This window comes from Gemmobacter caeruleus, from assembly GCF_008271655.1.
Classification (GTDB): domain Bacteria; phylum Pseudomonadota; class Alphaproteobacteria; order Rhodobacterales; family Rhodobacteraceae; genus Gemmobacter; species Gemmobacter caeruleus.
Genome location: NZ_VKKX01000044.1, coordinates 110,971 through 135,854, shown reverse-complemented (window position 1 = coordinate 135,854; position 24,884 = coordinate 110,971). Strand labels below are relative to the sequence as shown.

General features: G+C 66.8%; 24 protein-coding genes and 1 tRNA gene. 11 read left to right on the top strand and 14 right to left on the bottom strand.

Features of this window, described 5'->3' with window-relative positions:
* Window positions 1-242 precede the first annotated feature (242 nt).
* Window positions 243-326: transfer RNA gene (locus FOA17_RS14040), tRNA-Leu, on the bottom strand.
* Between the two features lie 51 nt (window positions 327-377).
* Complete coding sequence (ypfJ, locus tag FOA17_RS14035) at window positions 378-1,220, bottom strand: KPN_02809 family neutral zinc metallopeptidase (RefSeq protein ID WP_149142133.1); 843 nt, start codon at window positions 1,218-1,220, stop codon at window positions 378-380.
* Window positions 1,221-1,359: 139 nt separating this feature from the next.
* On the opposite strand from ypfJ, the gene FOA17_RS14030 reads away from it, so the two are divergent.
* Window positions 1,360-1,938, top strand: a complete 579-nt coding sequence (locus FOA17_RS14030; RefSeq protein ID WP_149142132.1) for a YqaA family protein — start codon at window positions 1,360-1,362, stop codon at window positions 1,936-1,938.
* A complete protein-coding gene (locus FOA17_RS14025) occupies window positions 1,935-2,411 on the top strand; it encodes a disulfide bond formation protein B (RefSeq protein ID WP_238991825.1) in 477 nt (158 codons plus the stop codon). Before FOA17_RS14030 ends, FOA17_RS14025 begins: the two co-directional genes overlap by 4 nt.
* 162 nt (window positions 2,412-2,573) lie before the next feature.
* Here FOA17_RS14025 and FOA17_RS14020 read toward each other — a convergent pair whose 3' ends face one another.
* Window positions 2,574-3,746 carry a deoxyguanosinetriphosphate triphosphohydrolase gene (locus FOA17_RS14020; RefSeq protein ID WP_149142131.1) on the bottom strand — a complete coding sequence of 391 codons (1,173 nt, stop codon included), beginning with the start codon at window positions 3,744-3,746 and terminating at the stop codon, window positions 2,574-2,576.
* 67 nt (window positions 3,747-3,813) lie between these two features.
* Here FOA17_RS14020 and erpA point away from each other — a divergent pair, with 67 nt between their 5' ends.
* Window positions 3,814-4,164, top strand: a complete 351-nt coding sequence (gene erpA / locus FOA17_RS14015) for an iron-sulfur cluster insertion protein ErpA (protein WP_149142397.1) — start codon at window positions 3,814-3,816, stop codon at window positions 4,162-4,164.
* Between the two features lie 13 nt (window positions 4,165-4,177).
* On the opposite strand, the gene FOA17_RS14010 is transcribed toward erpA, so the two are convergent.
* From FOA17_RS14010 to FOA17_RS14000, 3 genes are all read right to left on the bottom strand, one after another.
* Window positions 4,178-5,098: a DMT family transporter gene (locus tag FOA17_RS14010; protein ID WP_149142130.1), complete on the bottom strand. Its 921-nt coding sequence runs from the start codon at window positions 5,096-5,098 to the stop codon at window positions 4,178-4,180.
* A complete protein-coding gene (locus FOA17_RS14005; protein ID WP_149142129.1) occupies window positions 5,095-6,204 on the bottom strand; it encodes a DUF6902 family protein in 1,110 nt (369 codons plus the stop codon). Before FOA17_RS14005 ends, FOA17_RS14010 begins: the two co-directional genes overlap by 4 nt.
* A gap of 114 nt (window positions 6,205-6,318) precedes the next feature.
* Window positions 6,319-6,573 carry a hypothetical protein gene (locus FOA17_RS14000; RefSeq protein ID WP_149142128.1) on the bottom strand — a complete coding sequence of 85 codons (255 nt, stop codon included), beginning with the start codon at window positions 6,571-6,573 and terminating at the stop codon, window positions 6,319-6,321.
* A gap of 332 nt (window positions 6,574-6,905) precedes the next feature.
* On the opposite strand from FOA17_RS14000, the gene xth reads away from it, so the two are divergent.
* On the top strand, window positions 6,906-7,715 hold the full coding sequence (xth, locus tag FOA17_RS13995; RefSeq protein WP_149142127.1) for an exodeoxyribonuclease III: 810 nt from the start codon (window positions 6,906-6,908) through the stop codon (window positions 7,713-7,715).
* Window positions 7,716-7,726: 11 nt separating this feature from the next.
* The gene (locus FOA17_RS13990; protein ID WP_149142126.1) at window positions 7,727-9,496 is read left to right on the top strand and encodes an SLC13 family permease; all 1,770 of its coding nucleotides are present in this window, start codon (window positions 7,727-7,729) and stop codon (window positions 9,494-9,496) included.
* 63 nt (window positions 9,497-9,559) lie between these two features.
* On the opposite strand, the gene aroB is transcribed toward FOA17_RS13990, so the two are convergent.
* Window positions 9,560-10,675, bottom strand: coding sequence for a 3-dehydroquinate synthase (gene aroB, locus FOA17_RS13985; RefSeq protein WP_149142125.1), 1,116 nt, complete (start codon window positions 10,673-10,675; stop codon window positions 9,560-9,562).
* Between the two features lie 4 nt (window positions 10,676-10,679).
* Complete coding sequence (locus tag FOA17_RS13980; RefSeq protein ID WP_238991842.1) at window positions 10,680-11,225, bottom strand: shikimate kinase; 546 nt, start codon at window positions 11,223-11,225, stop codon at window positions 10,680-10,682.
* Between the two features lie 190 nt (window positions 11,226-11,415).
* Between FOA17_RS13980 and FOA17_RS20310 the strand changes: the two genes are divergently transcribed.
* From FOA17_RS20310 to FOA17_RS13965, 4 genes are read left to right on the top strand one after another with little or no spacing between them, the layout of a single operon-like run.
* Window positions 11,416-11,550: a hypothetical protein gene (locus tag FOA17_RS20310; RefSeq protein ID WP_275260060.1), complete on the top strand. Its 135-nt coding sequence runs from the start codon at window positions 11,416-11,418 to the stop codon at window positions 11,548-11,550.
* Window positions 11,540-13,174 (top strand): hypothetical protein, encoded by a 1,635-nt coding sequence (locus FOA17_RS13975; protein WP_149142123.1) that lies wholly within the window; start codon window positions 11,540-11,542, stop codon window positions 13,172-13,174. Before FOA17_RS20310 ends, FOA17_RS13975 begins: the two co-directional genes overlap by 11 nt.
* Window positions 13,175-13,182: 8 nt before the next feature.
* The gene (locus FOA17_RS13970) at window positions 13,183-14,127 is read left to right on the top strand and encodes a site-specific tyrosine recombinase XerD (RefSeq protein WP_162528265.1); all 945 of its coding nucleotides are present in this window, start codon (window positions 13,183-13,185) and stop codon (window positions 14,125-14,127) included.
* Entirely contained in the window at window positions 14,124-15,455 is a 1,332-nt protein-coding gene (locus FOA17_RS13965; RefSeq protein WP_420841715.1) for an HlyC/CorC family transporter, read from the top strand. The genes FOA17_RS13970 and FOA17_RS13965 overlap by 4 nt, the downstream gene beginning before the upstream one ends.
* Before the next feature lie 6 nt (window positions 15,456-15,461).
* Here FOA17_RS13965 and FOA17_RS13960 read toward each other — a convergent pair whose 3' ends face one another.
* A complete protein-coding gene (locus tag FOA17_RS13960; protein WP_149142122.1) occupies window positions 15,462-16,778 on the bottom strand; it encodes a CAP domain-containing protein in 1,317 nt (438 codons plus the stop codon).
* 140 nt (window positions 16,779-16,918) lie between these two features.
* Complete coding sequence (locus tag FOA17_RS13955) at window positions 16,919-18,499, bottom strand: helicase HerA-like domain-containing protein (RefSeq protein ID WP_149142121.1); 1,581 nt, start codon at window positions 18,497-18,499, stop codon at window positions 16,919-16,921.
* Window positions 18,500-18,982: 483 nt separating this feature from the next.
* Between FOA17_RS13955 and FOA17_RS13950 the strand changes: the two genes are divergently transcribed.
* On the top strand, window positions 18,983-19,624 hold the full coding sequence (locus tag FOA17_RS13950; RefSeq protein ID WP_149142120.1) for an invasion associated locus B family protein: 642 nt from the start codon (window positions 18,983-18,985) through the stop codon (window positions 19,622-19,624).
* A gap of 72 nt (window positions 19,625-19,696) precedes the next feature.
* Here FOA17_RS13950 and FOA17_RS13945 read toward each other — a convergent pair whose 3' ends face one another.
* From FOA17_RS13945 to FOA17_RS13930, 4 genes are read right to left on the bottom strand one after another with little or no spacing between them, the layout of a single operon-like run.
* On the bottom strand, window positions 19,697-20,908 hold the full coding sequence (locus FOA17_RS13945) for a beta-ketoacyl-[acyl-carrier-protein] synthase family protein (RefSeq protein ID WP_149142119.1): 1,212 nt from the start codon (window positions 20,906-20,908) through the stop codon (window positions 19,697-19,699).
* Window positions 20,905-21,174, bottom strand: a complete 270-nt coding sequence (locus FOA17_RS13940; RefSeq protein WP_149142118.1) for an acyl carrier protein — start codon at window positions 21,172-21,174, stop codon at window positions 20,905-20,907. The genes FOA17_RS13945 and FOA17_RS13940 overlap by 4 nt, the downstream gene beginning before the upstream one ends.
* A 42-nt stretch (window positions 21,175-21,216) precedes the next feature.
* Entirely contained in the window at window positions 21,217-22,296 is a 1,080-nt protein-coding gene (lpxD, locus tag FOA17_RS13935; protein ID WP_149142117.1) for a UDP-3-O-(3-hydroxymyristoyl)glucosamine N-acyltransferase, read from the bottom strand.
* Between the two features lie 39 nt (window positions 22,297-22,335).
* Window positions 22,336-23,943 carry a L,D-transpeptidase family protein gene (locus FOA17_RS13930; protein WP_149142116.1) on the bottom strand — a complete coding sequence of 536 codons (1,608 nt, stop codon included), beginning with the start codon at window positions 23,941-23,943 and terminating at the stop codon, window positions 22,336-22,338.
* Window positions 23,944-24,261: 318 nt separating this feature from the next.
* Here FOA17_RS13930 and mepK point away from each other — a divergent pair, with 318 nt between their 5' ends.
* Complete coding sequence (gene mepK / locus FOA17_RS13925; RefSeq protein ID WP_149142115.1) at window positions 24,262-24,831, top strand: peptidoglycan L,D-endopeptidase MepK; 570 nt, start codon at window positions 24,262-24,264, stop codon at window positions 24,829-24,831.
* Window positions 24,832-24,884 lie beyond the last annotated feature (53 nt).

Below are 24,884 nucleotides of genomic sequence, written 5' to 3'. Positions count from 1 at the left end.
TCGGATTGTTTCCGCAAACCCGCCTGGTCGCTCGGCCCACGCCGCCGTTAACCCTGTAGGACATTTTCGCCGCATTTCGAGACGGGCGTTCGCGCGGGGGCACCAATCCCCACGGGAATCGCGGACCGGCGCCATCAGCGCGACGGTCAACATACTGGAAAGGTTGATAAAGGCCGAATCAAGACGCCAAGCCCCGCACAACTCCGGCGGGGCGGCCATGATTTTGTCATTCTTGCGGAAAGTGGTGCCCGAGGTGAGATTCGAACTCACACACCTTGCGGCGGAGGATTTTGAATCCCCTGCGTCTACCGTTCCGCCACTCGGGCACAGGGCCGGATTTAGCCCGCCGCCGGGCGGGCGTCAACCGGCGAAGCGTGTCAGAGCTGGCGCGCCGCGAAGGTATCGCATTGCCCCATGTCGCCGCTTTCATAGCCGCGCACGAACCAGCGTGCGCGCTGCTCCGACGTGCCATGGGTAAAGGTATGCGGCATCGGCACACGGCCCGCATTGCGCTGCAAGGTATCGTCGCCGATACGATGCGCGGCATTCACCGCCTCTTCGACATCGCCGGCATGCAGACTGCCGAACATCTCCTCGGCGCCGCGCGCCCAGATGCCCGACAGGCAATCGGCCTGCAATTCGATCCGCACCGAAATGGCGTTGCTGTCGGCCTCGGACGATTGCGCGCGCACCTGATTGGCCTTGCTCAGGATGCCCAGCTGATCCTGCACGCCATGGGCCACCTCATGCGCCACCACATAGGCGGCGGCGAAATCGCCCCGCGCCCCCAGTTCGCGCGACATGGTGCCAAAGAAATCGGTATCGAGATAGACCTTGCGGTCGCCCGGGCAATAGAACGGCCCCGTCGCCCCGCTCGCCCCGCCACAGGCCGATTGCGTGACCCCGGAATACAGAACCAGCACCGGCGCCTTGTAGGGCTTGCCCACCTGATCGGGAAAGACGGTGGCCCAGACCTCCTCGGTATCGGCCAGCACGACCGAGACGAATTGCGCCGCCTCCTGATCGGCGTGGGTCAGTTCGGTCTTGCCCGGGCTGGGGGCGCCGCCGTCCAGCATGGGCGAGACATCGACGCCGAAATAGGCCCCGATCAGCAAGAGGACCAGCGCCCCCACGCCGCCCACGGCGACTCCGCCGCGCCCCACACCCTGCCCGCGACGATCCTCGATGTTCCGGCTGCCCCGGCGTCCGCGCCATTCCATGACCTGTGACCCTCACCCTGTTTGGCGCAGCATAGCGCAGGCTTGGCCCCGGCGAAAAGCCCGCTTCACGCCCCGCACCGCTGCTTGACGGCGCGACATTCCTGCGGCAAGCCGGTGCCGCAATCCCCAAGGAGAAGCGATGATCCGCGCGCTGTATGACTGGACGCTGTCGCTGGCGTCGCATCGCCACGCCACATGGGCACTGGCGGTCGTGGCCTTTGTCGAAAGCTCGGTCTTTCCGATCCCGCCCGATATCCTGCTGATCCCGATGATCGTCGCGCGCCCCGGCCGGGCCTTCGTGCTGGCCGGCATCGCCACCCTCGCCTCTGTGCTGGGCGGGCTGGCCGGCTATCTGATCGGCGCCTTCCTGTTCGACGCGGTCGGCCAGCCGGTGCTGGATTTCTACGGCATGGCGGCCGAGTTCGACACCTTCCGCCAGACCTATAACGACTGGGGCGCATGGGCGGTGCTGATCGCCGGCGTGACCCCCTTTCCCTACAAGGTGATCACCATCCTGTCGGGGGCGACGGGCCTGTCGCTGCCGGTCTTCATGCTGGCCAGCATCGTGGCACGCGGCCTGCGCTTTTTCGTGCTGGCGGCGCTGCTGTGGAAATTCGGCGCACCGATCCGTGACTTTATCGAACGCCGCCTTGGCCTTATGTTCACACTTGCCGTGGCGCTCCTGCTCGGCGGCTTCTATGCGGTGAAATTCCTGTGACGACATCCCTGCCCACCCCGCAACGCCTGCAAATCGCCATCGCCGCCGCCGGATCGGCGGGACTGCTGCTCGGCGCGCTGGCCTTTCAGTATCTCGGTGGGCTGGCGCCCTGCCAATTGTGCATCTGGCAACGCTGGCCGCATCTCGCGGCGGTGCTGATCGGGGTGGTGGCCGTCACATTCGGTGCACGCGGGCTGGCGGTGCTGGGGGGGCTGGCCGCGCTGACCTCGGCCGGGATCGGTGTGTTCCATGTCGGCGTGGAACAGGGCTGGTGGGCGGGGCTGCAATCCTGCACCGCCGGCTCGATCAGCGGCATCAGCGCCAGCGACTTGCTGAACCCGGCGGTCGATGTGGCGCAGGTGGTGCGCTGCGACGCCATCGCCTGGAGCCTGATGGGCATCTCCATGGCTGGCTGGAACGTGATCGCCTCGGTGATCCTCGCCGCGATCTGGTTCACCGCCGCGCGGCGGTGAGACCGGCAGGGGGCGCTCGCGCCCCCTCTTGAGCCTCACGGCTCAATTCACCCCCTGAGGATATTTTGAAACAGATGAGGGGCAAGAAACGCGCCCTTCCCCTTCATCTGTTCAAAAATATCCTCGGGGGTGCGGGGGCAGACAGCCCCCGCGAGCAACGGATCAGCCGATCAAACGTCCATGTTCCTGGATCGCAAAGCGGTCTGTCATGCCGGCGACGTAATCGGCGACGATGCGCGCCAGTTGCGTCTCGTCCGTCGCCGCCTCGATATCGGCGCGCCATTCCTCGGGCAGCAGTTCGGGGCGACTGAGAAAGAGCGGGAACAGATCATCCAGCATCGCCGTCACCTCGGCCCGCATCTTCACCACCGAGGGCGCGCGATACATCCGGTGGAACAGGAAGCTGCGCACCGCCTTGAGTTCCTGATAGAGCGGCTTGGAAAAGCGGATGATCGTCATGCCCATATGCCGGATGTCATCAACCGATTTCGGCTGCGCGGCCTCCAGCCGGTTCTGGGCGACATGGATCACGTCCTCGACCATGCGGCCGAAGACGCGGCGCAGCGCCTCGTGGCGGCGACGCATCTTTTCCAGCCCGGGATAGAGGCGGTCCACCTCCTCGAAGGCGGGCGCGGTGACCGGAAGCTCCATCAGGTCTTCCTCGGTGAACAGGCCCGAGCGCAGACCGTCATGCAGGTCGTGATGGCTATAGGCCACGTCATCGGCGATGGCGGCCACCTGGGCCTCGGCGCTGGCATGGGTGTCCAGTTCCAGATCCCAGTCGCCATTCACCTCGGCCAGGGCATAGGGCAAGGGGCCGGCATGTTTGGCATCGGCATTGGGGCCGGTGACCGGCCCGTTATGCTTGGCGATGCCCTCCAGGCTTTCCCAGGTCAGGTTCAGCCCGTCAAAGCCCGCATAGTGCCGCTCCAGCCGGGTGACGATCCGCAGGGCCTGCGCGTTGTGATCGAAACCGCCATAGGGTTCCATCAGCCGCGCCAGCGCATCCTCGCCGGTATGGCCAAAGGGGGTGTGCCCCAGATCATGCGCCAGCGCGATACATTCCGCCAGATCGCTGTTCAGCCCCAGCACGCCCGAGATGGTGCGCGCCACCTGCGCCACCTCGATCGAATGGGTCAGGCGGGTGCGATAGTAATCGCCCTCATGTTCGATGAAGACCTGCGTCTTGTGTTTCAACCGGCGAAAGGCCGAGGAATGGATGATCCGGTCGCGGTCGCGCTGAAAGGGCGAGCGGAAGGTGGACATGATTTCGGCATGGCGCCGCCCGCGCGAGGCGTCGGGCTGGCAGGCAAAGGGAGCGAAGGTCTGGGTCATCGGAACTTGTTTCAAAAGGCTGGCTTCCCTATATGGGGAAAAGCCCATGAAGGCTAAGGAAAATCCGATGATCGACCTGCATCTTCCCCCCGATGCCGCACAACCCCGCGTGACCGACCGCGCCTTTGCCCGTCTGGCCGAAATCGCCGAACTGACCGGCGCCCGCAAGGCGCTGCGTGTCGCGGTAGAGGGCGGCGGCTGTTCGGGCTTTCAATATGACATCCGGCTGGACGATGCCGCTGCCGATGACCTGATTCTGGAAAAGGACGGCCAGCAGGTGCTGGTCGATCCGGTCTCGCTGCCCTTTCTGCAAAACGCGGTGATCGACTTCACCGAGGAACTGATCGGCGCGCGCTTCGTCATCGAAAACCCGAATGCGACCACCAGTTGCGGCTGCGGCACGTCTTTTTCGGTCTGAAATCCGGCGCCGGTCACTCGGCCGGCACTGGCGCGGCCGCGACCGGCGGGGCGGGGCTGCGCTGCGCCAGCACCAGCCAGACCCCGGCAGCGATGATCAGCGCGGAGCCCGCCCAGGTGGCAAGCGCCGTCGTCTCGCCGAATACGGTTTCGCCGACCAGCACCATCCAGACGAACTGGATATTGGCGATCTGCATGGCGACATAGGCCGGCAGCAGCCGCACGATCACCACCATGAGCCAGCGCGTCGTCAGCAGGCAGAGCGTATAGAGCCCGAGCAACCCCAGATCGGCCGCGGTCATCGGCTGCCAATACCAGGGCAGCAGCACGAGGCCCAGCGTGGCACAGGCCAGTTGCGCGTAGAAAACCTGCGCGAAGGCATGGGTATGGCTGCGGCAGATGCCGCGCGACAGCACGATGGATCCCGCGCCGCACAGCGTGGCGAAAAACCCCCAGCCATGGCCCGGGCCCAGGCCCGTCAGCCCGCCCGGCACCATCAGCACCATGCCGCCAAAGCCAAGCGCCAAAGCCGCCCAGATGCCCGGGCGCAGCCTTTCCCGCAGGATCAGCCCCGACAGCAGCGCGCCCAGGATGGGCATCAACCCCATGAAAAGGAACATCTGCACGAAGGGCAGATCGCGCAGCGCCAGAAAGAACCCGATCGTGCTGAACGCGGCCAGCGTCGAGCGCAGCGCCACCCGGCGCGGCGTCGCGGTCGCAAGGATGCGGCGCCCCTGCCCGCCTGCCACGGCGCCCAGCCCGATCACCACCGCAAGGCTGGCCGACAGCGCCATCAGTTGCGGCGCGGCATGATGCGCCACCAGCCCCTTGGCCAGGGCATCGGTCGAAACGCCCACCAGCGTATTCACAATGGTCAGCGCGGCCCCGAGCAGGGCGCTGAGCTTCAGCGCGGTGCGGGGCTGCGGCAGCGTCATGCGAGCTTCCGGCGCAGCGGCGGCGCGGCCGGTCCGGCGGCGCGCGCAAAACTGGTGAAGAAGCGGTCGAACAAGGGCGACCCCGCCGCCCCCGCATCGGCCACTGCCAGTGCCTGATCGGAGAGTTGCGGCGCGCAGGCCACGCGCATCTCCGGCCAGTCGCCGCTTCGCTGCGCGCCAAGGCCCTTGAGGGCCTGCGACCACTCCAGCAGTGGTGCGATAACGGGGCGGGTAAGGCGAAAGCTCATGGCACCTGCCGAAGGAATATCCTGAAAAGCACTTTCCCCCATAGTGCCCATCAACCACTGATTGACAAGAAAATTGTGGTAAGCGTCCGAAGAATCGCGGCAGGGCACGGTTTCCACCCGAAAGGCCGCGGTCTCGGCGCGCAGATGATCGCGCCAGAGCGGCGGCAGCGCCTGACCCGCATAATGCAGCGCCAGCAGCACCTCGCCCAAGAGATCGCCATTCTGTTCCAGATGCGCGAGGCAACCCAGCATCAGCAGGCTTTCGATCGCGGCTTCGGGCAGGTCGATCAGGCGCCGGCCGTAATCGGACAGGTAGAACACCACATGCAGCAGATCATAGGCCGCGCGCGGATTGGGCAGGGCAAAACTGGCGGGCCGCGACAGAAAGCCGATCAGCCGCTGATCCAGCCCCGGGCAGTCCAGCGTCACGCCATTGCGCGCCAGCAGATGCCGCACCTCGGCGCGTTGCAGGTCGTTCACCTCGCTCTCGATCCAGCCCTCGGCGGCGATCCATTGCGCCAGGCGCGGCCCCAGATCGCCGGGATAGCCCAGCGATTCGAGCGCGGTCACCACGCCGAGGATCAGCCGGTAATATTGCGGGTGAAAAGTCACCATCTCGGCCGCGCCCTCGTAAAACGGCTGATAGGCCGCCAGGCCCAGATCGCCCGGCTTGCGCCCGAGTGCGGCAAGGATCATCAGGAGTTCGGCATTTTCCTTCAGCCACCAGGCATCGCCCTGACGGCGGCGGTGATGGGCGAAAACGGCCAGCAGCGCCCCGGCCCCGTTGGCCTGCGGCACAGCCTGCCCCGCTACGCGCGGCGCCCGCGCAAGGCTTGCAAAGGAAACCACATTGGACATGTCACCCTCCCCGTCCCGTGCATGTGGCGCCGGGACGCAACTCTGGCCCGGCCGTCACGACGGGGAGCCCCCGTTCCCGGCCGGGCGGCACGGGAAACGGGGGTCGCGTTCCGCTCAGTTCGAGCAGGGCATCAGCGCCACGCCGGCACCTGCGGTCATGTCGCCGGTTTCGATGTTGGAGCAGGGCATCAGGTCGGCGGCGACGCCGGTCTCCACGTTGGAGCAGGGCATCAGCGCGGTCGCGCCGCCCAGGATCATCTCGGTGCCCTCGACATTCGAGCAGGGCATCAGATCGGCCGCGAGGCCCATCGACATGTCGGCGATGGTCTCCAGCGTGGTTTCGGCTTGGATTTTCCGCAGTGCGCTCATGATGGGATCTCCGTAATTGAGCAGGATTGTCCTCTCACGGTTGCGCCAAATGATTGTTTTTTCAAACAAAATTGCATCCACAGGTTGCGCGCCGACTTGTCCACACAGCCGGGGGCCATTAACCATATGGCGGCATTCAGAATACTGCGCCCCGACCGAGTTATCCACCGCACCGGAGCGGGTAAATTGTCCACAGGGAGACGCGGCAAGATTGATTCGCAAGTATTAACAATGTGTTAACACGGCGGTTCTCGCCCCCAAACCGCGAAAGCCTTGCGATATAGCAGGGCGCGGGCGATAGAGGGGGTCAGCGGCGGGAAAAGGGCACCGGCATGAAGATCGCAACCTTCAACATCAACGGCATCAAGGCGCGACTGGAGGCCCTGCCCCGCTGGCTCGATCACGCGCGGCCCGATGTCGTGGCCTTGCAGGAAATCAAGTCGGTGGACGAGGCCTTTCCCCGCGCCCTGTTCGAGGATCTGGGCTGGCGCGTGGAAACCCATGGGCAGAAAGGCTTTAACGGCGTGGCGATCCTGTCGCGCCTGCCGCTGGAGGATGTGAGGCGCGGCCTGCCCGGCGACGAGAGCGACGAACAGGCCCGCTGGATCGAAGCGACGGTGATCGGCGAAAGCCGCGCGGTGCGGCTGTGCGGGCTTTATCTGCCCAACGGCAACCCCGTCACCTTCGACGCCGCCGATCAGCCCGAGGCCAGCGGCAAATACGGCTACAAGCTGGCCTGGATGGAGCGGATGCGCGCGCGCGCCGCCGATCTGCTGGCGACCGAAGAGCCGGTGGTGCTGGCGGGCGATTACAACATCATCCCCCAGCCCGAAGACGCCGCCCGCCCCGAAACCTGGACCCGCGACGCGCTGTTCCTGCCGCAAAGCCGCGCCGCGTTCCGGCGGATCCTGAACCTCGGCTATACCGAGGCGATCCGGGCGCAGCACCCGCAGCCGGGGGTGTATACCTTCTGGGATTATCAGGCCGGCGCCTGGGAACGGAACAACGGCATCCGCATTGACCATCTGCTGCTGTCGCCCCAGGCGGCCGACCTGCTGACGGGCAGCGGCATCGACAAGGCCGAGCGCGCCGGAGAGAAACCCTCGGACCATGTGCCGGTCTGGATCGAGCTGGAGGCCTGAGAGCGGACGCGATGACCCAGGATCAGGGCCTGACCCTTCTGTTGATCGGTGCGACGGTGTTGCTGTTCCTGTCCGGGCGGCTCAGGCATGACGTGGTGGCGCTGTCGGCCCTGCTGGCCGCGGTGGCGGTCGGGCTGGTGCCGGCGCGCGAGGCCTTTGCCGGCTTCGCCGATCCCGCGGTGATCACGGTCGCCTGCGTGCTGGTGCTGAGCCGGGCGCTTCAGGTCAGCGGCGCGGTGGACTGGCTGGCGCGGCATGTGCTGCCGGCGCGGGGCGGCGCGGTGCTGACGCTGGCGGCGCTGTGCGGGCTGGGGGCCTTTCTGTCGGCCTTCATGAACAATGTGGGGGCGCTGGCCTTGCTGATGCCGGTGGCGCTTCAGGCGGCGACGCGGGTCGGGCTGATGCCGGGCCAGGTGCTGATGCCGCTGGCCTTTGCCACGGTGCTGGGCGGCACGGTCACGCTGATCGGCACGCCGCCGAACCTGATCGTCGCGGGCTTTCGCGGCCGCGAGGCCGGCCAGCCCTTCGAGATGTTCGACTTTACCCCTGCGGGTCTGGCCGTGACGCTGGCGGGGCTGGTCTTCATCGTGCTGGCGGGCTGGCGCCTGGTGCCGGGCCGGTCGGGCAGCGGCGGCGACGAATTCGATCCCGGCGCCTATATGGCCGAACTGACCGTGCCCGAGGGCGCCCCCGCCATCGGCGCCACCCTGGCCGAGATCGAGGCCGCGCTGGCCGAGGCCGGCGGTCAGGTGGTGGCACTGGAACGTGGCGGCGCCTTTCTTTCGGCGCCGCGCCCGTCGCGCCGGGTGCAGCAAGGCGACATCCTCGTGCTGGAGGCCGACCTTTCGGCGCTGATCGAGGTGGTGCGGCCGCTGGGCCTGAAACTCGCGCAGCGCGAGGACACGCCCCGCGCCGAACGCAGCGACGAAATCGTGCTGCGCGAATATGTGGTGCGCCCCGACAGCGGCATCGCCGGATCGACGCCGACCGACCTGTCGCTGCGCACGCGCCATGGCATCAACCTGCTGGCGGTCGGCCGGTCAGGCACGCGGGCCGCGACGCGGCTGCGGGCCTGGCGGTTCCGGGCGGGCGACACGCTCTTGCTGCAAGGCGCGGCCGAGGCGCTGTCGGCCTTTGCGCAGACGGCGGGTTTCGTGCCGCTGGCCGCACGCGACCTGCGCCTGCCCGACCCGAAACAGGCGCTGCTGGCCGCCGCCATCATGGGCTGCGCGGTGGCCGCCGCCGCCATGGGCCTTGCGCCGCCGGCCATCGCCTTTGCCGGCGGGATGCTGGCGGTGATGCTGACGCGCATCCTGCCGCTGTCCGAGGTCTATCACAGCATCGACTGGTCGGTGATCGTGCTGCTGGCGGCGATGATGCCGGTCGCCCGCGCGATGGAGACATCGGGCACCGCCGCCCTGATCGCCGAGGCGCTGATGACCCATGTCGCGCGCGGCCATGCGGTGCTGGCGCTCGGGCTCATTCTGGTGGTGACGATGACGCTGTCGGATGTGATGAACAATGCCGCCACCGCGGCGGTGATGTGCCCGATCGCCATAGGCGCCGCAGGGGCGCTTGGCGTCAACCCCGACGCCTTTCTGATGGCGGTCGCGGTCGGCGCCTCCTGTTCCTTCCTCACGCCCATCGGGCATCAGAACAACACGCTGATCCTGGGCCCCGGCGGCTTTCGCTTTGGCGATTACTGGCGGCTTGGCCTGCCGCTGGAGATCGTCGTCGCGGCGGTCGGCATCCCGGTGATCCTCTGGGCCTTTCCGCTGTAGCGACAGGCCGCGCCTGTCTCGTCCTTCGGTGATCCGGCCCTATCCGCAAGAGCCACCGCCGCTTCAGCGGCGGTGCAGCGCCTCGGTCAGCACGGCGGTCACCGCCTCGCCCGGTACGTCATCGGCCACGAAGGCGGCGCCGATCCCGCGCGCCAGGATGAAACGCAGGCGGCCATCAACCACCTTCTTGTCCTGCCCCATCAGCGCGAGCAGCCCCGCCGCATCGGGCAGATCACCCGGAATATCGGCCAGATCGACCTTCATCCCCATGGCGCGCAGATGGGCGCGCACACGGCTTGGCGCCTCCTGGCTGCACAGGCCAAGCCGTTGGCTCAGTTCAAAGGCCAGCGCGCAGCCGATCGCCACGCCCTCGCCATGCAAGAGCCGGTCGGAATAGCCGGTGGCCTTTTCCAGCGCATGACAGAAGGTATGCCCCAGATTGAGCAGCGCGCGGTCGCCTTCCTCGGTCTCGTCGCGGGCAACGATCTCGGCCTTCATCTCGACCGAGCGGCGCACGGCACGCTGGCGCCGCGCCGGATCGGCGGCGAGGGCCGGGCCGTTCACCTCCAGCCAGTCAAAGAAATCGGCATCCCCCAGCAGGCCATATTTCACCACCTCGCCATAGCCGGCCAGAAAATCGCGCGGCGCGAGGGTGTCAAGCGCGTCGATATCGGCCAGAACCAGGCTGGGCTGGTGAAAGGCGCCGACCAGGTTCTTGCCCTGCGCGGTATTGATGCCGGTCTTGCCGCCGACAGAACTGTCCACCTGGGCCAGGAGCGTGGTGGGGATCTGCACGAAGCGCACACCCCGGCGCAGCACGGATGCGGCAAAACCGACCAGATCGCCGATCACCCCGCCGCCAAAGGCCACCACCACATCGCGCCGTTCGACCTTTTGCTCCAGCAACCATTCCACGCAGCGGGCGAATTGCGGCCAGCCTTTCGTCGCCTCGCCCGGTGGCAGCGCAAGGCTGGTGCAGGCGATGCCCTCGGCGGCCAGTGCGGCCTCCAGCGCGGCCAGATGATGCGCGGCGACGGTTTCATCGGTGACGATCGCCACGCGCTTGCGGCGCAACAGCGGCGCGATCTCGGCCCCCGCCCGGCCGATCAGCCCGCGCCCGATGCGCACCTCATAGGACCGCGCGCCCAGTGCGACCGGCACCACATCCAAACCGTTCATCCTCTCAGATCCTTTCCAGCACATCGTCGCGGCCGCGCAACGCCTCCAGCACGCGATGCGCCATGTCGTCGATCGACAATTCGGGCGCGGCATCCACCGCCAGATCGGCCAGACCATAAAGCGGCACGCGCGCGGCGTAGAGGTCGCGCAGCGTTTCCTTGGGATTGGCGGTGCGCAGCAGCGGGCGGGTCGTCTTGTGGCGCACCCGGCTCCACAGCAATTCCAGATCGGCCCGCAGCCAGACCGAGATGCCTGCCGCACCCACAATCTCGCGGTTCTGGGCCGAGAGGAAGGCGCCGCCGCCGGTAGACAGGATGCAGGGCGGGCCGTTGACCAGCCGCGCCAGAACCTGCGATTCCCGGGCGCGGAAGAACGGTTCGCCATCGCGCTCAAAGATCTCGGCGATGCTGCGCTGTGCGGCCTTCACGATTTCTTCATCGGAATCGCAGAACGGCACACCCAGAAGCCGCGCCAGCGCGGTGCCGACCGCCGTCTTGCCCGCCCCCATCATTCCGACCAGCACGACCGTCTTTTTCAGGCGCTCGGCCACGATTGTTCCCATCTTGTCCCCGTTGGCGGATGTTCGCCCCGCGACGTCCCCTCTTTCCCTGAATGGCGTGAAGTCGCGGCGAATGCCATATATAATCTGCACGAAGCGGCGCGAAGCCGGGGCGCCCCCCTTGGCATCGGTGGGCGGGGGCGTCATTTAGGGGCTGGAAGACGAGAAGGAAGACGCGCCCATGGGTCGGATCATCAAACTGGTGCTGTTGCTGGGGATCGTGGGGTTTGTCGGGCTGACGGGCTATGCCTATCTGGGCGATCTGGCGCCCGCGCAGAATCAGGTGGTCAAGCCGGTGCCGCTGGATGGCAATTGACCCGCGGCTGATCGCGGCCTGCCTCGCCGCCACGCTGGTCGCGCTGCCCGCCCGGGCCGAGGGCCCGCTTTCGGCGATCGACTGGCTGTCGAAATCGGTGACGACGCCCAAGGGCACGCAGGTCGCCCCGCCCGCCGGCGGGGTCAAGCCCGGTTCCAGCCTGCCGCGCGGCACGGCCCTGCCCGCCTCGGTGCCGCTGCCGCGCAAGCTGCCGGGCGAACCCGCCATCACAAAGGATGCGAGCCCCGCCCCGATCACCGCGACGGTGCTGGGCAAACCCTCGCCCGATGCGGTCGGGCTCTTGTCGGCGGCGCGCACCGGGCTGCCCTACCGGCTCTGGGCGCTGGCGCGCACCGAGGATATCGCCCGCCGCCTGACGGCAGAGCGCACCGATACCCTGCCCGCGCTTCAGGGGCTGCTGCTCACGCTCTTGCTGGCCGAGGCGGAGCCGCCGGTCGATAGCGGCGGTCAGGGCATGCTGTTGCTGGCGCGGATCGACAAGCTGCTGTCGATGGGCGCACTGGAACAGGCGCAGGCGCTGACGGCCATGGTGGAAACCACCTCGCCCGACCTGTTCCGCCGCCGCTTTGACATCGCGCTGCTGACCGGCACCGAGGATGCCGCCTGCGCCGAGATGCAGGCCGCGCCGCATCTGGCGCCCACATTGCCCGCGCGCATCTTCTGTCTGGCCCGGGCCGGCGACTGGCAGGCCGCGGCGCTGACGTTGGGCACGGCGCAGGCGCTTGGCCAGGTCGATCCGGCCGAGGAAGAATTGCTGGTGCGCTTTCTCGACCCCGGCCTTGCCGATGGCGCCGATCCGCTGCCGCCGCCCGATCAGCCCACGCCGCTGGTCTGGCGGCTTTATGAGGCAATCGGCGAGCCGCTGCCGACGCTGGGCCTGCCCGTGGCCTTCAGCCATGCCGAGCTGCGCCCGCAAGCCGGCTGGAAGGCGCAGATCGAAGCGGCAGAGCGGCTGGCCCGCATGGGCGCGATCGACCCCAACCAGTTGCTCGGGCTTTATACCGAACGCCGCCCTGCAGCCTCGGGCGGGGTCTGGGATCGCGTCGCGGCCTTTCAGCGCTTCGACCGCGCCCTGTCGGTGGGCGAACCCGCCGCCATCGCCGAGGCGCTGCCCGAGGCCTGGTCCGCCATGACCTCGGTCGAGCTGGAGATCCCCTTCGCGCAGCTTTATGGCGAAAGGCTGATGAAGGTGCCGCTGACCGGCGAGGCGGCCGCGCTGGCCTTTCGCGTGGGCCTGCTTTCTCCGCAATACCAAGAGGCCGCGCAGGCGCGCGCCGCCGCCAGCCCGCCGCCCGACCTGACCGAGGCCTTTCTGATCGGCCTCGCGCGCGGTCGGGTCGAGGGGCTGGCCCCGCCCGACAGCATGTCCCGCGCCATCCGCCCGGCCTTTCTGGCGCCGCAGGTCACCGACGAGGCGCTGCATCTGCTGGAGGATCGCCGCGTGGGCGAGGCGCTGCTGCTGGCACTGGACGATGTCGGGCGCGGGGTGACCGGCGATCCGCGCGGCGTGGCCGAAGGGCTGTCGCTGTTGCGCCGGCTGGGGCTGGAGGATGTCGCCCGCCGCACCGCACTGGAATTGCTGCTGCTGGAACGGCGGGGCTGAACCGCGCCATGGCCGATGCGATGCAACGCTGGATTTCCACCTTTCTCGACGCGCAGGCCGCCGAGCGCGATGCCGCGCGCAATACCCGGCTGGCCTATGGCCGCGACCTGCTGGATTTCGCGGGCTGGCTGGGCCATCGCGGGCAGGATTTCGCCGGGGCCACCCGCGACGAGGTCGAGGCCTATCTGGTTTCCTGCGAGGCCGAGGGCCTGTCAAAGGCCACCCGCGCCCGCCGTCTGTCGGCGATCCGCCAACTGTATCGTTTCGCGCATGAAGAGGGCTGGCGCGCCGACAATCCGGCGCTGCGGCTCAAGGGGCCGGGGCTGGACCAGCGGCTGCCCAAGGTGCTGACCCATGACGAGGTGGACCGCCTGCTGGAGGCCGCGCGCGACAAGGGCCGCTCGCTCGATGACCAGATCCGCAACCGCGCCCTGCTGGAACTGCTTTATGCCACCGGCATGCGCGTGTCCGAACTGGTGGAACTGCCGGTCGCCGCGGTGCGGGGCGATCCGCGCATGATCCTGGTGCGGGGCAAGGGCGGCAAGGAACGCATGGTGCCGCTGTCGCCCCCCGCGCGCGAGGCCGTGGCCGACTGGCTGGAGCGCCGCGACCGCGCCGAGGATATCGCGCGCAAGGCCGGCCAGCCCGCGGCGAAGCACCTCTTTCCCGGCCGCGGCGCCGCCGGGCACCTGACGCGCAACCATTTCTATGTGCTGATCAAGCAGATCGCGGTTCTGGCCGGGGTCAGCCCCGCCAAGGTCACGCCCCATACGCTGCGCCATGCCTTTGCCACGCATCTGCTGGCGGGCGGCGCCGATCTGCGGGTGATCCAGACCCTGCTGGGCCATGCCGATGTTGCCACGACCGAGATCTATACCCATGTCCTTGACGAGCATCTGACCTCGCTCGTGCTGGATCACCACCCCCTTGCTGACAGGACCGACAAGACATGACCCCCGACGCCACCGCCGCCGCCCCCCTGCTGACGCCGGGTGACTGGATGATGGGCGCCGCCATCCTGCTGCTGCTGGTGCTGTCGGCGTTCTTTTCCGGATCCGAGACCGCGCTGACCGCCGCCTCGCGCGGCAAGCTCAAGGCGCAGGCCGACCGGGGCTCGCGCGGGGCCCATGCCGCGATGCGGGTGACCGAGGACAGCGAACGCATGATCGGCGCGCTGCTTCTGGGCAACAACATCGTCAACATCCTGTCCGCCTCGCTGGCCACGGCGCTGCTGACCAAGCTGTTCGGTGCCAATGGCGTGGCGGTGGCGACGATCGTGATGACCGTCCTGGTGCTGGTCTTTGGCGAGGTGCTGCCCAAGACTCTGTCGATCACCTATCCCGAACCCGTGGCAACCCGCGTGGCCCCGGTGATCCGGGTGCTGATGGCGCTGTTCTCGCCCATCGTGTCGGTGGTGCGGCTGCTGGTGCGCGGCTTGCTGCGGCTGTTCGGGCTGCGGCCCAATGACGATGGCCGCATGCTGGCCATGCGTGAGGAAATCGTGGGGGCCATTGCGCTTGGCCATAGCGAGGGCGCGGTGGAAAAGGAAGATCGCGACCGCCTGCTGGGGGCGCTCGATCTGGGCGAACGCACGGTAGAAGAGGTGATGAAGCACCGCCGCCATATCGAGATGATCGATGCCGACCTGCCGGTGGAGATCTTGCTCAATCAGGTTCTGTCCTCGCCCCATACCCGCCTGCCGGTCTATCGCGACGACCCCGAAAACATCGTGGGCGTGATCCATGCCAAGGATCTGCTGCGCGAGGTGGAACGCCTGATGCGCGGCACCTCCGAGGCCGATGACGGCGCCGAGGGGCTGGCGCGGCTCGATGTGCTGAAAGTGGCGATGAAGCCCTATTTCGTGCCCGAGACGACGACGCTGGATGAACAGATGCGCGAATTCCTGAAACGCCGCACGCATTTCGCGCTGGTGGTCGATGAATATGGCGCGCTTCAGGGCCTGATCACGCTGGAAGACATCATCGAGGAAATCGTGGGCGAGATCACCGACGAATTCGACGTGGTGAAAAAGGACGAGGGGCTGAAGCGCGACGCCAATGGCGATTTCGTGGTGGATGGCGCGATGACGATCCGCGACCTCAACCGCGCGATGGACTGGAACCTGCCCGATGACGAGGCCAATACCATCGCCGGTCTGGTCATCCACGAGGCGCAGATGATCCCGAATGAGGGGCAGGCCTTCAGCTTTCACGGCTTTCGCTTCGAGGTGGCGGCCCGACGGGAAAACCGCCTGACCCGGCTGAAGATCCGCCCGCTCTGACCCCGGTCAGATGATGTCGATATGGCTGGCAAGGCCGGCCAGCGACTTCACCCCGTTCAGTTGCAGCGTATCGCCATCGCCAAAGTCGAACAGCACACCCGCCCTTGTCACCTCGGCAAAGCGGCTGACCACCTGCGCGCCGGTCAGCGTGCCCGCATCAGACCAGAGCGCATCATCCAGCAGCAGCCGGTCGTTCTGGCGCAGGTTGTAATCGCTGATGCGGTCCTGATCGCCGCCAAGGGCAAAGACGAACTTGTCGGGGCCGGCGCCGCCGGTCAGCAGGTCATTGCCCGCCCCACCGATCAGCCGGTCACGGCCCGCCCCGCCATTCAGCACATCGGCGCCGTTGCCGCCATCCAGCTTGTCATGCCCGCCATTGCCGAACAGCCGGTCGGCACCGTTCTTGCCGGTCAGATCATTGTTGCCACGATTGCCGACCAGCCGGTTGGCATAGCCGTTGCCCGTCAGGTCGATATGCCCGATGCCAAGCGCCTCGACCTTGCGGATCGCGCCCGAAACCAGCGTCGTATCGCCCGAGACCTTGAGCCATGACCCGCCGACCACGTCGAGCTTGGCATTGCCCGGCTCCAGATCGACCCTGACCCGCGTGACCGAGGCGCCGCTGCCGATCTGCACCGTCACCTCGTCGCCCGCATTGGCCAAAAGCGCATAGCCCCCCGCGCTGGCGGTGGTGGTGGCTTTGCCGCCGACGATCGACATGGCCAGCCGGCCCTGCCCCTCACCCATGGAATAGAAGCCGTCGCCGTCCCGATCGGCATAGGCGACGCCGGTCACATAGACGCGGCTGGCGGAATAGGAAAACACCTCGACGCCGATTTCCTGGAAGGTGACGCCCTGCACCGAAAGGTCGCCCTTCACATGGGCATAGCCGATCTCGCGCTGATTGGGGTCAAGCATGCCCTCGCGGTGGCTCGCGCTCAGCATCCAGCCCTTCTGGAATTCCTGGATCAGGGTCTGGTCGCTGCGCCCCGACGTGGTCTGCGCGCCCAGATTCTCGCCCCAGCCCCAGCGTCCCGACCCGGTGTCAAAGCCCGAGGCCATGAGCCGCGAATCCGCGCGATCCAGCTTGCCGCCCTGATTATGCGAAAAGACGTCATTCTCGATCATCCAGACCGCATGCAGCACCGCGGCCTTTTCGCCCGGACTATAGGGCGCGACCACCTGCATCGGCAGCGCCTTGATGGTGCCCGCCGGCAGATTGTCGTTCAACCCGATGCCCTGCCGCCGCGCCTCGGCCGCGGGGTCAAGCCGCGCCCGGTTCAACAGTTCGATCGCATATTGCTCGGCTGCCGTCAGTGCCATCAGACCCTCTCCTCGTTACGGGCGCCCCCGACAGAAGCGGGGCGTCGAGGACAGGGGTGACGGCCAATTGTGGCAGGCAGGGCGCATTGTCATGGCGGAAACGGACTGTTTCCAGATCGGTGACGCGCGCCCTGCCCCCCTTAGCGTTTGGTGCCAAAGATGGTGCCCAGCACGCCGCGCACCAATGCCTGACCCGAGCGCGAGCCCAGCTGGCGGGCAAAGCTCTTGGCAAAGGCCTCGGTCACGCTGTCGGACCGGCTGGAACTGCTGCGCGGTTTGGGCGCAGGCTTGTCTGCCGCCCCGCCCTCATAGCGCCGGCCCTTCTTGAACTCGCGCAGGTCGCTGTCGTCGATGCGCAGGTCATCGCGCGTTGCCGCCTGATCCTGTTCGGCCGCCGCCCTGGCCGCCACCTCGGCCCGGGCCTTGAGCTTTTCATAGGCCGATTCGCGATCGACGATGGTGTCATACTTGCCCTTGACCGGCGATCCGGCCATCACCATAGCGCGGGTCACCGCGTCGATCGGGCCGACCTGCGACGCGGGCGGGCGAACCAGCGTGCGTTCCACCACGCCCGGCACGCCCTTGGCCTCCAGGAAGGAAGTCACCGCCTCGCCGGTGCCGACCTCGCGGATTGCATCCTCGGTGGCAAAGCGCGGATTGGGGCGATAGGTCTCGGCCGCCAGACGAAGGTCTTTCTGGTCCTTGGCGGTAAAGGCGCGCAGCGCGTGCTGCACCCGGTTGCCCAACTGGCCCAGAATCGCCTCGGGCACATCCGCCGGGTTCTGGGTGATGAAATAGACCCCCACCCCCTTGGACCGGATCAGCCGCGCGACCTGTTCCACCTTTTGCACCAGGGCCTTGGGCGCATCGTTGAACAGCAGATGCGCCTCGTCGAAAAAGAAGACCAGCTTCGGCTTGTCGGGGTCGCCCACCTCGGGCAGTTCCTCGAACAGTTCCGACAAGAGCCACAGCAGGAAGGTCGCATAAAGCCGGGGGCTGTTCATCAGCTTGTCGGCGGCCAGGATATTGACCCGGCCCTGCCCCGCCGCATCGGTCAGCATGAGGTCGGACAGCGCCAGCGCCGGTTCCCCGAACAGCCGCGCGCCGCCCTCATTCTCCAGCACCAGCAGCCGCCGCTGGATCGCCCCGATCGACGCGGTGGCCACCAGGCCATAGCGGGTGGAGATCGTCTCGGCATTCTCGCCGATGAAGACCAGCATCGCCTGCAAATCCTTGAGGTCGAGCAGCGGCAGCCCTTCCTCGTCGGCCAGCCGGAAGGCCACGTTCAGCACGCCCTCCTGCGCCTCGGTCAGTTCCAGCAGCCGCGACAGCAGCAAGGGGCCCATCTCTGTCACCGTGGCGCGGATCGGGTGGCCCTGTTCGCCGAACAGATCCCAGAAGGTGACCGGACAGGCGGCATAGTGCAGATCCAGCCCGATGGTGGCCGCGCGCTTCATGAAGGGTTCATGCAGCTTGTGCGCCGCCGATCCCGCCACGGCGAGGCCCGACAGATCGCCCTTCACATCCGACAGGAATACCGGCACCCCCGCCGCCGAAAACCCTTCGGCCAGAATCTGCAAGGTCACCGTCTTGCCGGTGCCGGTCGCGCCCGCGATCAGCCCGTGGCGGTTGCCATATTTGAGCAAGAGCGACTGCGGCAGGCCATAGCCCTCGCCGCCGCCACCCACGAAAATCGTCCCTGCCTCACCGCTCACATCCATCTCCTGCCTGACGCCGGTTCGCCCCGAAAATACAATGTTAACCGCTTCGTGCCACCCTCATCTTGCCGCATCCGTTCGGGTCGGATGCCGGTGTGACTTCCTCCCTCTGACCTTGCCGCGATCCCGTTGCGGATCGCGGCCTTTTTCCGCCCGCGCCATTTCGCAGCCTCGCAAGGGTCATGCACAAAATTGTGTTGACCTGTGGCCTGACAGGCACTAGCGTCTGCCTCAATGAAGTCGGCCAGTCCGACAGGGAGCATAAAGACAGGAAAAGGGTCGGCACCGCCGGCCCTTTTCTTATTCCCGACGCCCGGCCCGCTGCGCCCCTGCCCGCAGGCCGGCCATGCCGGAGTTTCTACTTTGCCGCCGCACACTTGCCCCGGTCACAACCGGCGGAAACCGGCCTTTGCCAGCAGGCGCCGGCGTGACAGTGGCAGGCCGCCATGCTAAAGCCGCCCCATCATCATTTGAGGACCATTGCAGATGTCGATGATTGACACGACCAAGGCCGTCGCCTTCGCCCTGTCGCTGGGCCTGGTCGCAGGCGCCGCTGTCGCGCAGGACACGACCCAGCCCGCCCCGACAGAAACGCCCGCCGCCGAAGCACCGGCAACCACCCCGGCCGCCCCGGCCGAGACCCCCGCAGCGGCCCAGCCGGCCGATGGCCCGGGCTCGGTCTACCTCAAGGGCACCGAGGGCGACTGGGAAATGCGCTGCATCCGCGTCGAGGCCGGCCAGACCGAGCCTTGCCAGATGTATCAGCTGCTGAAGGACGACAAGGGCAATTCGGTCGCCGAAATCTCGGTCTTCCCGCTGGCCACCGGCCAGAAGGCGGTGACCGGCGCCACCGTCTCGGTGCCGCTGGAAACGCTGCTGACCGAAAATCTGGTGATCCAGGTCGATTCGGGCAAACCGCGCATCTACCCCTATACCTGGTGCGACCGTCAGAGCTGCGTCGCCCGCGTGGGCTTCACCGCCGAGGATCTGGCCGCGCTCAAGGGCGGCAACAAGGCCACGATGACCATCGTGCCGGTAATCGCCCCCGACCAGAAGGTCAATCTGTCGATCTCTCTCAAGGGCTTTACCAAGTCCTATGACTCGATGCCGGTGCCGGCCGCGCAGTAACGCGCCCGGGATCGCCCATTGGAAAGGCCGCGCCCCCCCGGCGCGGCCTTTTCGCATTCGCCTTTTCCGCATTCAGGGCGCCGCCCGCAGCGCCAGCACCGCGTTCAGCCCGCCAAAGGCAAAGGCATTGGACAGAACCGCCTTCACCCGCGCCATGCGCGCGACATTCGGCACCACGTCCAGCGCGCATTCCGGGTCCGGCTCGTCATGGCCGATGGTCGGCGCGATCACGCCGTCGCGCAGCGCCATGATGCAGGCCAGCAATTCCACCGCGCCGGTGCCGCCGATCAGATGCCCGTGCATCGCCTTGGTGGAGGAGATCATCACCCGATCCGCCGCCGCGCCGAACACCTCGGCCACCGCCGCGCATTCGGTGCGGTCATTCGCGGCGGTGCCCGTGCCATGGGCGTTGATATAGCCCACCTCATCGGGCGCCAGCCCCGCATCGCGCAGCGCCCCGGCCATCGCCCGCGCGGCGCCCTGCTGCGACGGCATGACGATATCGCCCGCATCCGAGGTCATGGCAAAACCCGCCACCTCGGCCAGAATCTCCGCCCCGCGCCGGGCGGCATGTTCGTAATCCTCAAAGACAAAGACCGCCGCGCCCTCGCCCTGCACCATCCCGTTGCGATTGAGGCTGAAAGGGCGGCAGGCGTCCTTTGACATGACGCGCAGCCCCTCCCACGCCTTGATGCCCCCGAAGCACAGCATGGATTCCGACCCGCCGGTCAGCACCGCCTTGCATTGCCCGGCGCGGATCATCTGAAAGGCTTGCCCCATGGCGTGATTGCTGGAGGCGCAGGCGGTGGAGACGGTGAAGACCGGGCCACGCAGGTTGAATTCCATCGACAGATGGCTGGCGGCGGCATTGTTCATCAGGCGCGGCACGACAAAGGGGTGAACGCGGTTCTTCCCCTCCTCATAGACCGTGCGGTAATTCTCGTCCCAGGTGTTGACGCCCCCGCCGGCGGTGCCCAGCACGACACCGGCCTCATAGCCCAGATGGCCGTCGAAATTCAGCCCCGACTGCGCCACGGCCTCGCGGGCGGCGAGCAGGGTGAACTGCGTGAATTTGTCATAGATGACAAGTTGTTGGCGGTTGAAGTGCTGTTCCGGGTTCCAGTCCCGCACCTGCCCGCCGATCTGGATCGACAGGCGCTCCACATCGCGAAACTCCAGCGGGCCGATGCCGCAGCGCCCCTCGCGAAAGGCGGCCAGGGTTCCGGGCACGTCGCGCGCCAGCGCGTTGATCGTGCCCGCCCCGGTGATGACGACCCGCCTCATGCGGCCCGCGCTTCGGCGACCAGCCCCTCCACCGCCGCGATGATCGCGGCGACCGACGACAGGTCGAAATCCGACTTGGCCGGCTCATTGGCGTTGAACGGCACCGAAATGTCGAACGCCTCCTCAAGGGCGAACAGGCTTTCCACCAGCCCCAGACTGTCGAGCCCCAGATCCGCCAGCGTATCCTCCAGCCGGATCGCCGCCGGATCCATCATCGCCTGATCGGCCAGAATGGCGATCACCCGCTCGGTCACGTTCTGCGTCATATGCACCTCCTGATCCCTTGCCGGGAAGATATGGGGGTCATCTCACAGTTTTGAAACAAGTTTCTGAAGCTCGGCCACCGTTGCCGCCAGACGCGGGAGGCGGCGCAGCGCCTTGTTGATCTCGACCTGGGTTTCCATCTTCACCGCCGGATTGCCCAGGATCACCCGACCCGCCGGCACATTGGTAAAGATCTTGGACGACCCGCCCGCGATCACGTCATCGCCGACAAAGATGTTGTCGCTGACCCCACATTGCCCCGCCAGCACCACGCGATTGCCGATCCGGGTCGATCCGGCAACGCCAACCTGGCCGCAGATCAGGCAATCCTCGCCGACCTGCACGTTATGGCCCAGATGCACCAGATTGTCGATCTTGCTGCCGCGCCCGACCGAGGTGTCGCGGATCGTGCCCTTGTCGATGGTGGCATTGGCGCCGACCTCCACGTCATCGCCCAGCGTCACAGCGCCCAGGCTGTGGATCCGCGTCCAGGTCTGTTCGCGGATTTCGTCGCGATGTCCAAGGGTTGCGCGGATTTCCTCTACCCCGCTCTTTTCCGGCGTGACGAAGGAAAACCCGTCGCCCCCGATCACGCAGCCCGGCTGCCCGATGAAGCGGTCGCCGATGGTAACCTGCGACCCGATCCGCACACCCTGCATGAGTAACGCATCGCAACCGATTGAGGCGCCTTCGGAAATGCTGACATGGCTGGCGATCCGCGCCCGCGCGCCGATCCGCACGTCCCGCCCGATCACCACAAAGGGGCCAATGGCGGCCTCGGCGCCGATCTCGGCGCTCGGGTCGATCACCGCGCTGGCATGGATGCCTGGCGCGATCTCGGGGCCAGGATCCATCATCCGGCTGAGGCCCGCCATCGCCAGACGCGAACGCGGGGCGAAAAGCGCGGCCTTCAGGCCCAGCGACTGCCAGTCGGCCCCCGGCCACAGCATCGCCGCCTCTGCGGCGCCGGCGCGCAGCCCTTCGGCATATTTCGGGTCCATCGCCAGTGCCAGATCCTGCGGCCCCGCCGCCTGCGGCTCGGCCGCGCGCGACACGCGCAGTTCCAGATCGCCTGCCGCCTCGGCGCCAAGCGCCGCCGCAATTTCCCGGATCGTATAGCTCATGGCACCCTCATCAGCGGGGCAACCGGCCCCGCCCCTGATTTAGCCCTGATGACCGCCCGGCGCCACCCCGGCCTCGATCAGCGCGTCATGGATCAGCGCGTCGCGGCCGTAAATGTCGCGGCGATAGTTCATTTCGCCCTTGGCGCCGGGGAAAGCGGTAAAATAGACCAGATGCACCGGCACATGCTGTTCCAGCTTCAGCGCCTGTTCGCGGCCGCTGGAAAGGGCTGCCTTGAACATGCCGACCGGATCGTCGCTTTGCACCGCCAGCAGCGCCTGCGCGAATTCAAAGGGCTGCCCCAGCCGGATACAACCATGGCTGAAGGCGCGCACTTCGCGGTCGAACAGGGATTTCGACGGCGTATCATGCAGATAGATGTTCCACTGATTGGGGAACATGAACTTCACCAGCCCAAGCGCGTTGCCATCCGAGGGCGGCTGACGCATGGCAAAGGGGAAATTCGCGGCGGTATATTTGCCGAAATTCACCGACCCCCGGCTGACCACCCGGCCATTGCGATCCACGATCTGCAAATGCCCGGCGGCATTGGGGTTTTTCTTCAAAAGCGGCAGATATTCCTTGGTCGTGATGGAGCGCGGCACCGACCAGCTCGGGTTCACGACCATATATTCCATCTCGTCCGAGAATTCGGGCGTGCGCTGGTCCTTCACCTCCTTGCCGATCACGGCACGGGTGACGAAGGTTTCCTTGCCGTCATCCATGATGCGGGCGGTGAAATCGGTGAGATTGACCCAGATATGGCGCTTGCCGCGCGGGATGTTGATCCAGCGTTCGCGTTCCAGCGCGACCAGCACGGATTGCAGCCGCGCCTCGGGGGCGACATTGATCTCGGCAATCGTGGATTCATCAGCAATTCCATCGGGTTCAAGCCCGTGGCTTACCTGGAACCGCTGCACCGCCTTTTGCACTTCGCCGTCAAATTCGCGGGTGGAGGACCGCCCGAGATAGCCCATGGCGACCAGCCGGTCGCGCAGCGCCACCACCGCCTCGCCGCTGCTGCCCGGTTGCAGCGTGGTCTTGGCCAGCGCCGGCCCCCATCCACCCTTGGCGATCTGGCCCTCCAGCCGAAGCTTGGCCTTGATCAGTTGCGCATAGGCTGGCGCCGAAGGCGGCAGCGCGGCCAGCCAGCCCTGAAAATCCGGCCCGGTGATCGCGGCCAGCGATGCCGCTGCCGGAATGCGCGGCAGATCCCGCACGATGGTCGGGTCGATCCGCTTGGGGTCCAGCACGCCGGAATGCAGGTCATGCACGAAGGTCAGGTAGGCGCGGGTCATCCGCACCTCCAGCCGGCCACGATCGCCTTCGGTCACCGCGGCGCGAAAGGCATCGGCCAGCGCGCGCGCATCATAGCGCTGCACCGGCAGCCCGTGATCGGCCGCCGTCACAAAGGCCGCCAGAAGCTGCTGACGCCGCTCCGCATCGGCGGCGCCGGTCCAGACCGGCTGATAGGCGCGCGCCGCGTAAAAGCTTGCGATCGCCTCATCCTCGGCGGCGGCCACGGCAAGCGATTGGGTGAAAGGGTCGATGACCTGGGCCGCACCGGGCGCCGCAAAGGCCCCACAGACAGCCAGCGCAAGCGCAAATGTCAGATGCGGGCGGCGAAACGGGGCGGAAAAAACAGGCATCGGATCCTCGGCAAGAACGTCTCTCCAATTTCCGGGATTTCCGGGGGCGAGTCCATTCACAACCGCCGTGAGGGTGGCCGCCGGGACGCAGGCAAGGGGCTATTTTGTCACATTTGGGCAACAGAGCGGAACCTGGCTTGAAACGGTTCCCACGCATTTTCGGATTCAGCAAATCTTTGCCGATCGGGTGTCAGATGGGCAGCGGAGAGCAAACTTGCGCTTCTGTTGCGATTCGTCCTGTGCCATAAGATAAAGGCACTTGAGGAAAGTGGCAGGAACCGCAGGCACATGCGGTAGAAGACCGAGGGACAGGCTTTCATGACCAGACTTGCGCAAACCGGGTTTTCGCGGCGGGGCCTTCTTGGCGTGTTTGCAGCGACGGCCGCCGTCGCCGCACCGACCTATTCCAACGCTTTCGGCCTGCTGCGGGGCGCCGGCGACATTCGCCGCATCCGCATGTATTCGGGGCGCACCGGCGAAAGCATGGACACGATCTATTGGATCGAAGGCAAATACATCAAGGAAGTTCTGGTTGAAATCAATCACTTCATGCGCGACTGGCGCACGGATGACTCCATGACCATGGACCCCCGCACCGTCGATATCATGGCGGCCTCGCATCGGCTGCTTGACGTGTCCGAACCCTTCATGCTGCTCTCGGGCTATCGCAGCCCGCGCACCAATGCGATGCTGCGGTCGAAATCCAGCGGCGTTGCCAAGAATTCGCTGCATATGAAGGGCCAGGCGGCCGACCTGCGGCTGAAATCGCGCTCGGTCGGGCAGATGGCCCGCGCGGCTGAGGCCTGCGCCTCGGGCGGGGTCGGGCGCTATTCCGGGTCGAATTTCGTGCATATGGATTGCGGCCCGGTGCGGCACTGGGGCGGCTGACCGCCCCTTTCGGCAGACCGGCAGAAAAAAGGGCGCCCTCGGGCGCCCTTTTT

Bases quoted from the DNA above. Each gene is read 5' to 3' on its own strand.
- lpxD (WP_149142117.1), bottom strand. From the start codon at position 22,296: ATGAGCTATACGATCCGGGAAATTGCGGCGGCGCTTGGCGCCGAGGCG.
- FOA17_RS13955 (WP_149142121.1), bottom strand. From the start codon at position 18,499: ATGGATGTGAGCGGTGAGGCAGGGACGATTTTCGTGGGTGGCGGCGGC.
- FOA17_RS14020 (WP_149142131.1), bottom strand. From the start codon at position 3,746: ATGACCCAGACCTTCGCTCCCTTTGCCTGCCAGCCCGACGCCTCGCGC.
- ypfJ (WP_149142133.1), bottom strand. From the start codon at position 1,220: ATGGAATGGCGCGGACGCCGGGGCAGCCGGAACATCGAGGATCGTCGC.
- aroB (WP_149142125.1), bottom strand. From the start codon at position 10,675: ATGAACGGTTTGGATGTGGTGCCGGTCGCACTGGGCGCGCGGTCCTAT.
- FOA17_RS14000 (WP_149142128.1), bottom strand. From the start codon at position 6,573: ATGAGCGCACTGCGGAAAATCCAAGCCGAAACCACGCTGGAGACCATC.
- FOA17_RS13990 (WP_149142126.1), top strand. From the start codon at position 7,727: ATGACCCAGGATCAGGGCCTGACCCTTCTGTTGATCGGTGCGACGGTG.
- FOA17_RS13945 (WP_149142119.1), bottom strand. From the start codon at position 20,908: ATGAGGCGGGTCGTCATCACCGGGGCGGGCACGATCAACGCGCTGGCG.
- FOA17_RS14010 (WP_149142130.1), bottom strand. From the start codon at position 5,098: ATGACGCTGCCGCAGCCCCGCACCGCGCTGAAGCTCAGCGCCCTGCTC.
- FOA17_RS13930 (WP_149142116.1), bottom strand. From the start codon at position 23,943: ATGCCTGTTTTTTCCGCCCCGTTTCGCCGCCCGCATCTGACATTTGCG.
- FOA17_RS13970 (WP_162528265.1), top strand. From the start codon at position 13,183: ATGGCCGATGCGATGCAACGCTGGATTTCCACCTTTCTCGACGCGCAG.
- FOA17_RS14030 (WP_149142132.1), top strand. From the start codon at position 1,360: ATGATCCGCGCGCTGTATGACTGGACGCTGTCGCTGGCGTCGCATCGC.
- FOA17_RS14005 (WP_149142129.1), bottom strand. From the start codon at position 6,204: ATGTCCAATGTGGTTTCCTTTGCAAGCCTTGCGCGGGCGCCGCGCGTA.
- xth (WP_149142127.1), top strand. From the start codon at position 6,906: ATGAAGATCGCAACCTTCAACATCAACGGCATCAAGGCGCGACTGGAG.
- FOA17_RS13965 (WP_420841715.1), top strand. From the start codon at position 14,124: ATGACCCCCGACGCCACCGCCGCCGCCCCCCTGCTGACGCCGGGTGAC.
- FOA17_RS13940 (WP_149142118.1), bottom strand. From the start codon at position 21,174: ATGACGCAGAACGTGACCGAGCGGGTGATCGCCATTCTGGCCGATCAG.
- FOA17_RS13960 (WP_149142122.1), bottom strand. From the start codon at position 16,778: ATGGCACTGACGGCAGCCGAGCAATATGCGATCGAACTGTTGAACCGG.
- erpA (WP_149142397.1), top strand. From the start codon at position 3,814: ATGATCGACCTGCATCTTCCCCCCGATGCCGCACAACCCCGCGTGACC.
- FOA17_RS13950 (WP_149142120.1), top strand. From the start codon at position 18,983: ATGTCGATGATTGACACGACCAAGGCCGTCGCCTTCGCCCTGTCGCTG.
- mepK (WP_149142115.1), top strand. From the start codon at position 24,262: ATGACCAGACTTGCGCAAACCGGGTTTTCGCGGCGGGGCCTTCTTGGC.
- FOA17_RS13975 (WP_149142123.1), top strand. From the start codon at position 11,540: ATGGCAATTGACCCGCGGCTGATCGCGGCCTGCCTCGCCGCCACGCTG.
- FOA17_RS20310 (WP_275260060.1), top strand. From the start codon at position 11,416: ATGGGTCGGATCATCAAACTGGTGCTGTTGCTGGGGATCGTGGGGTTT.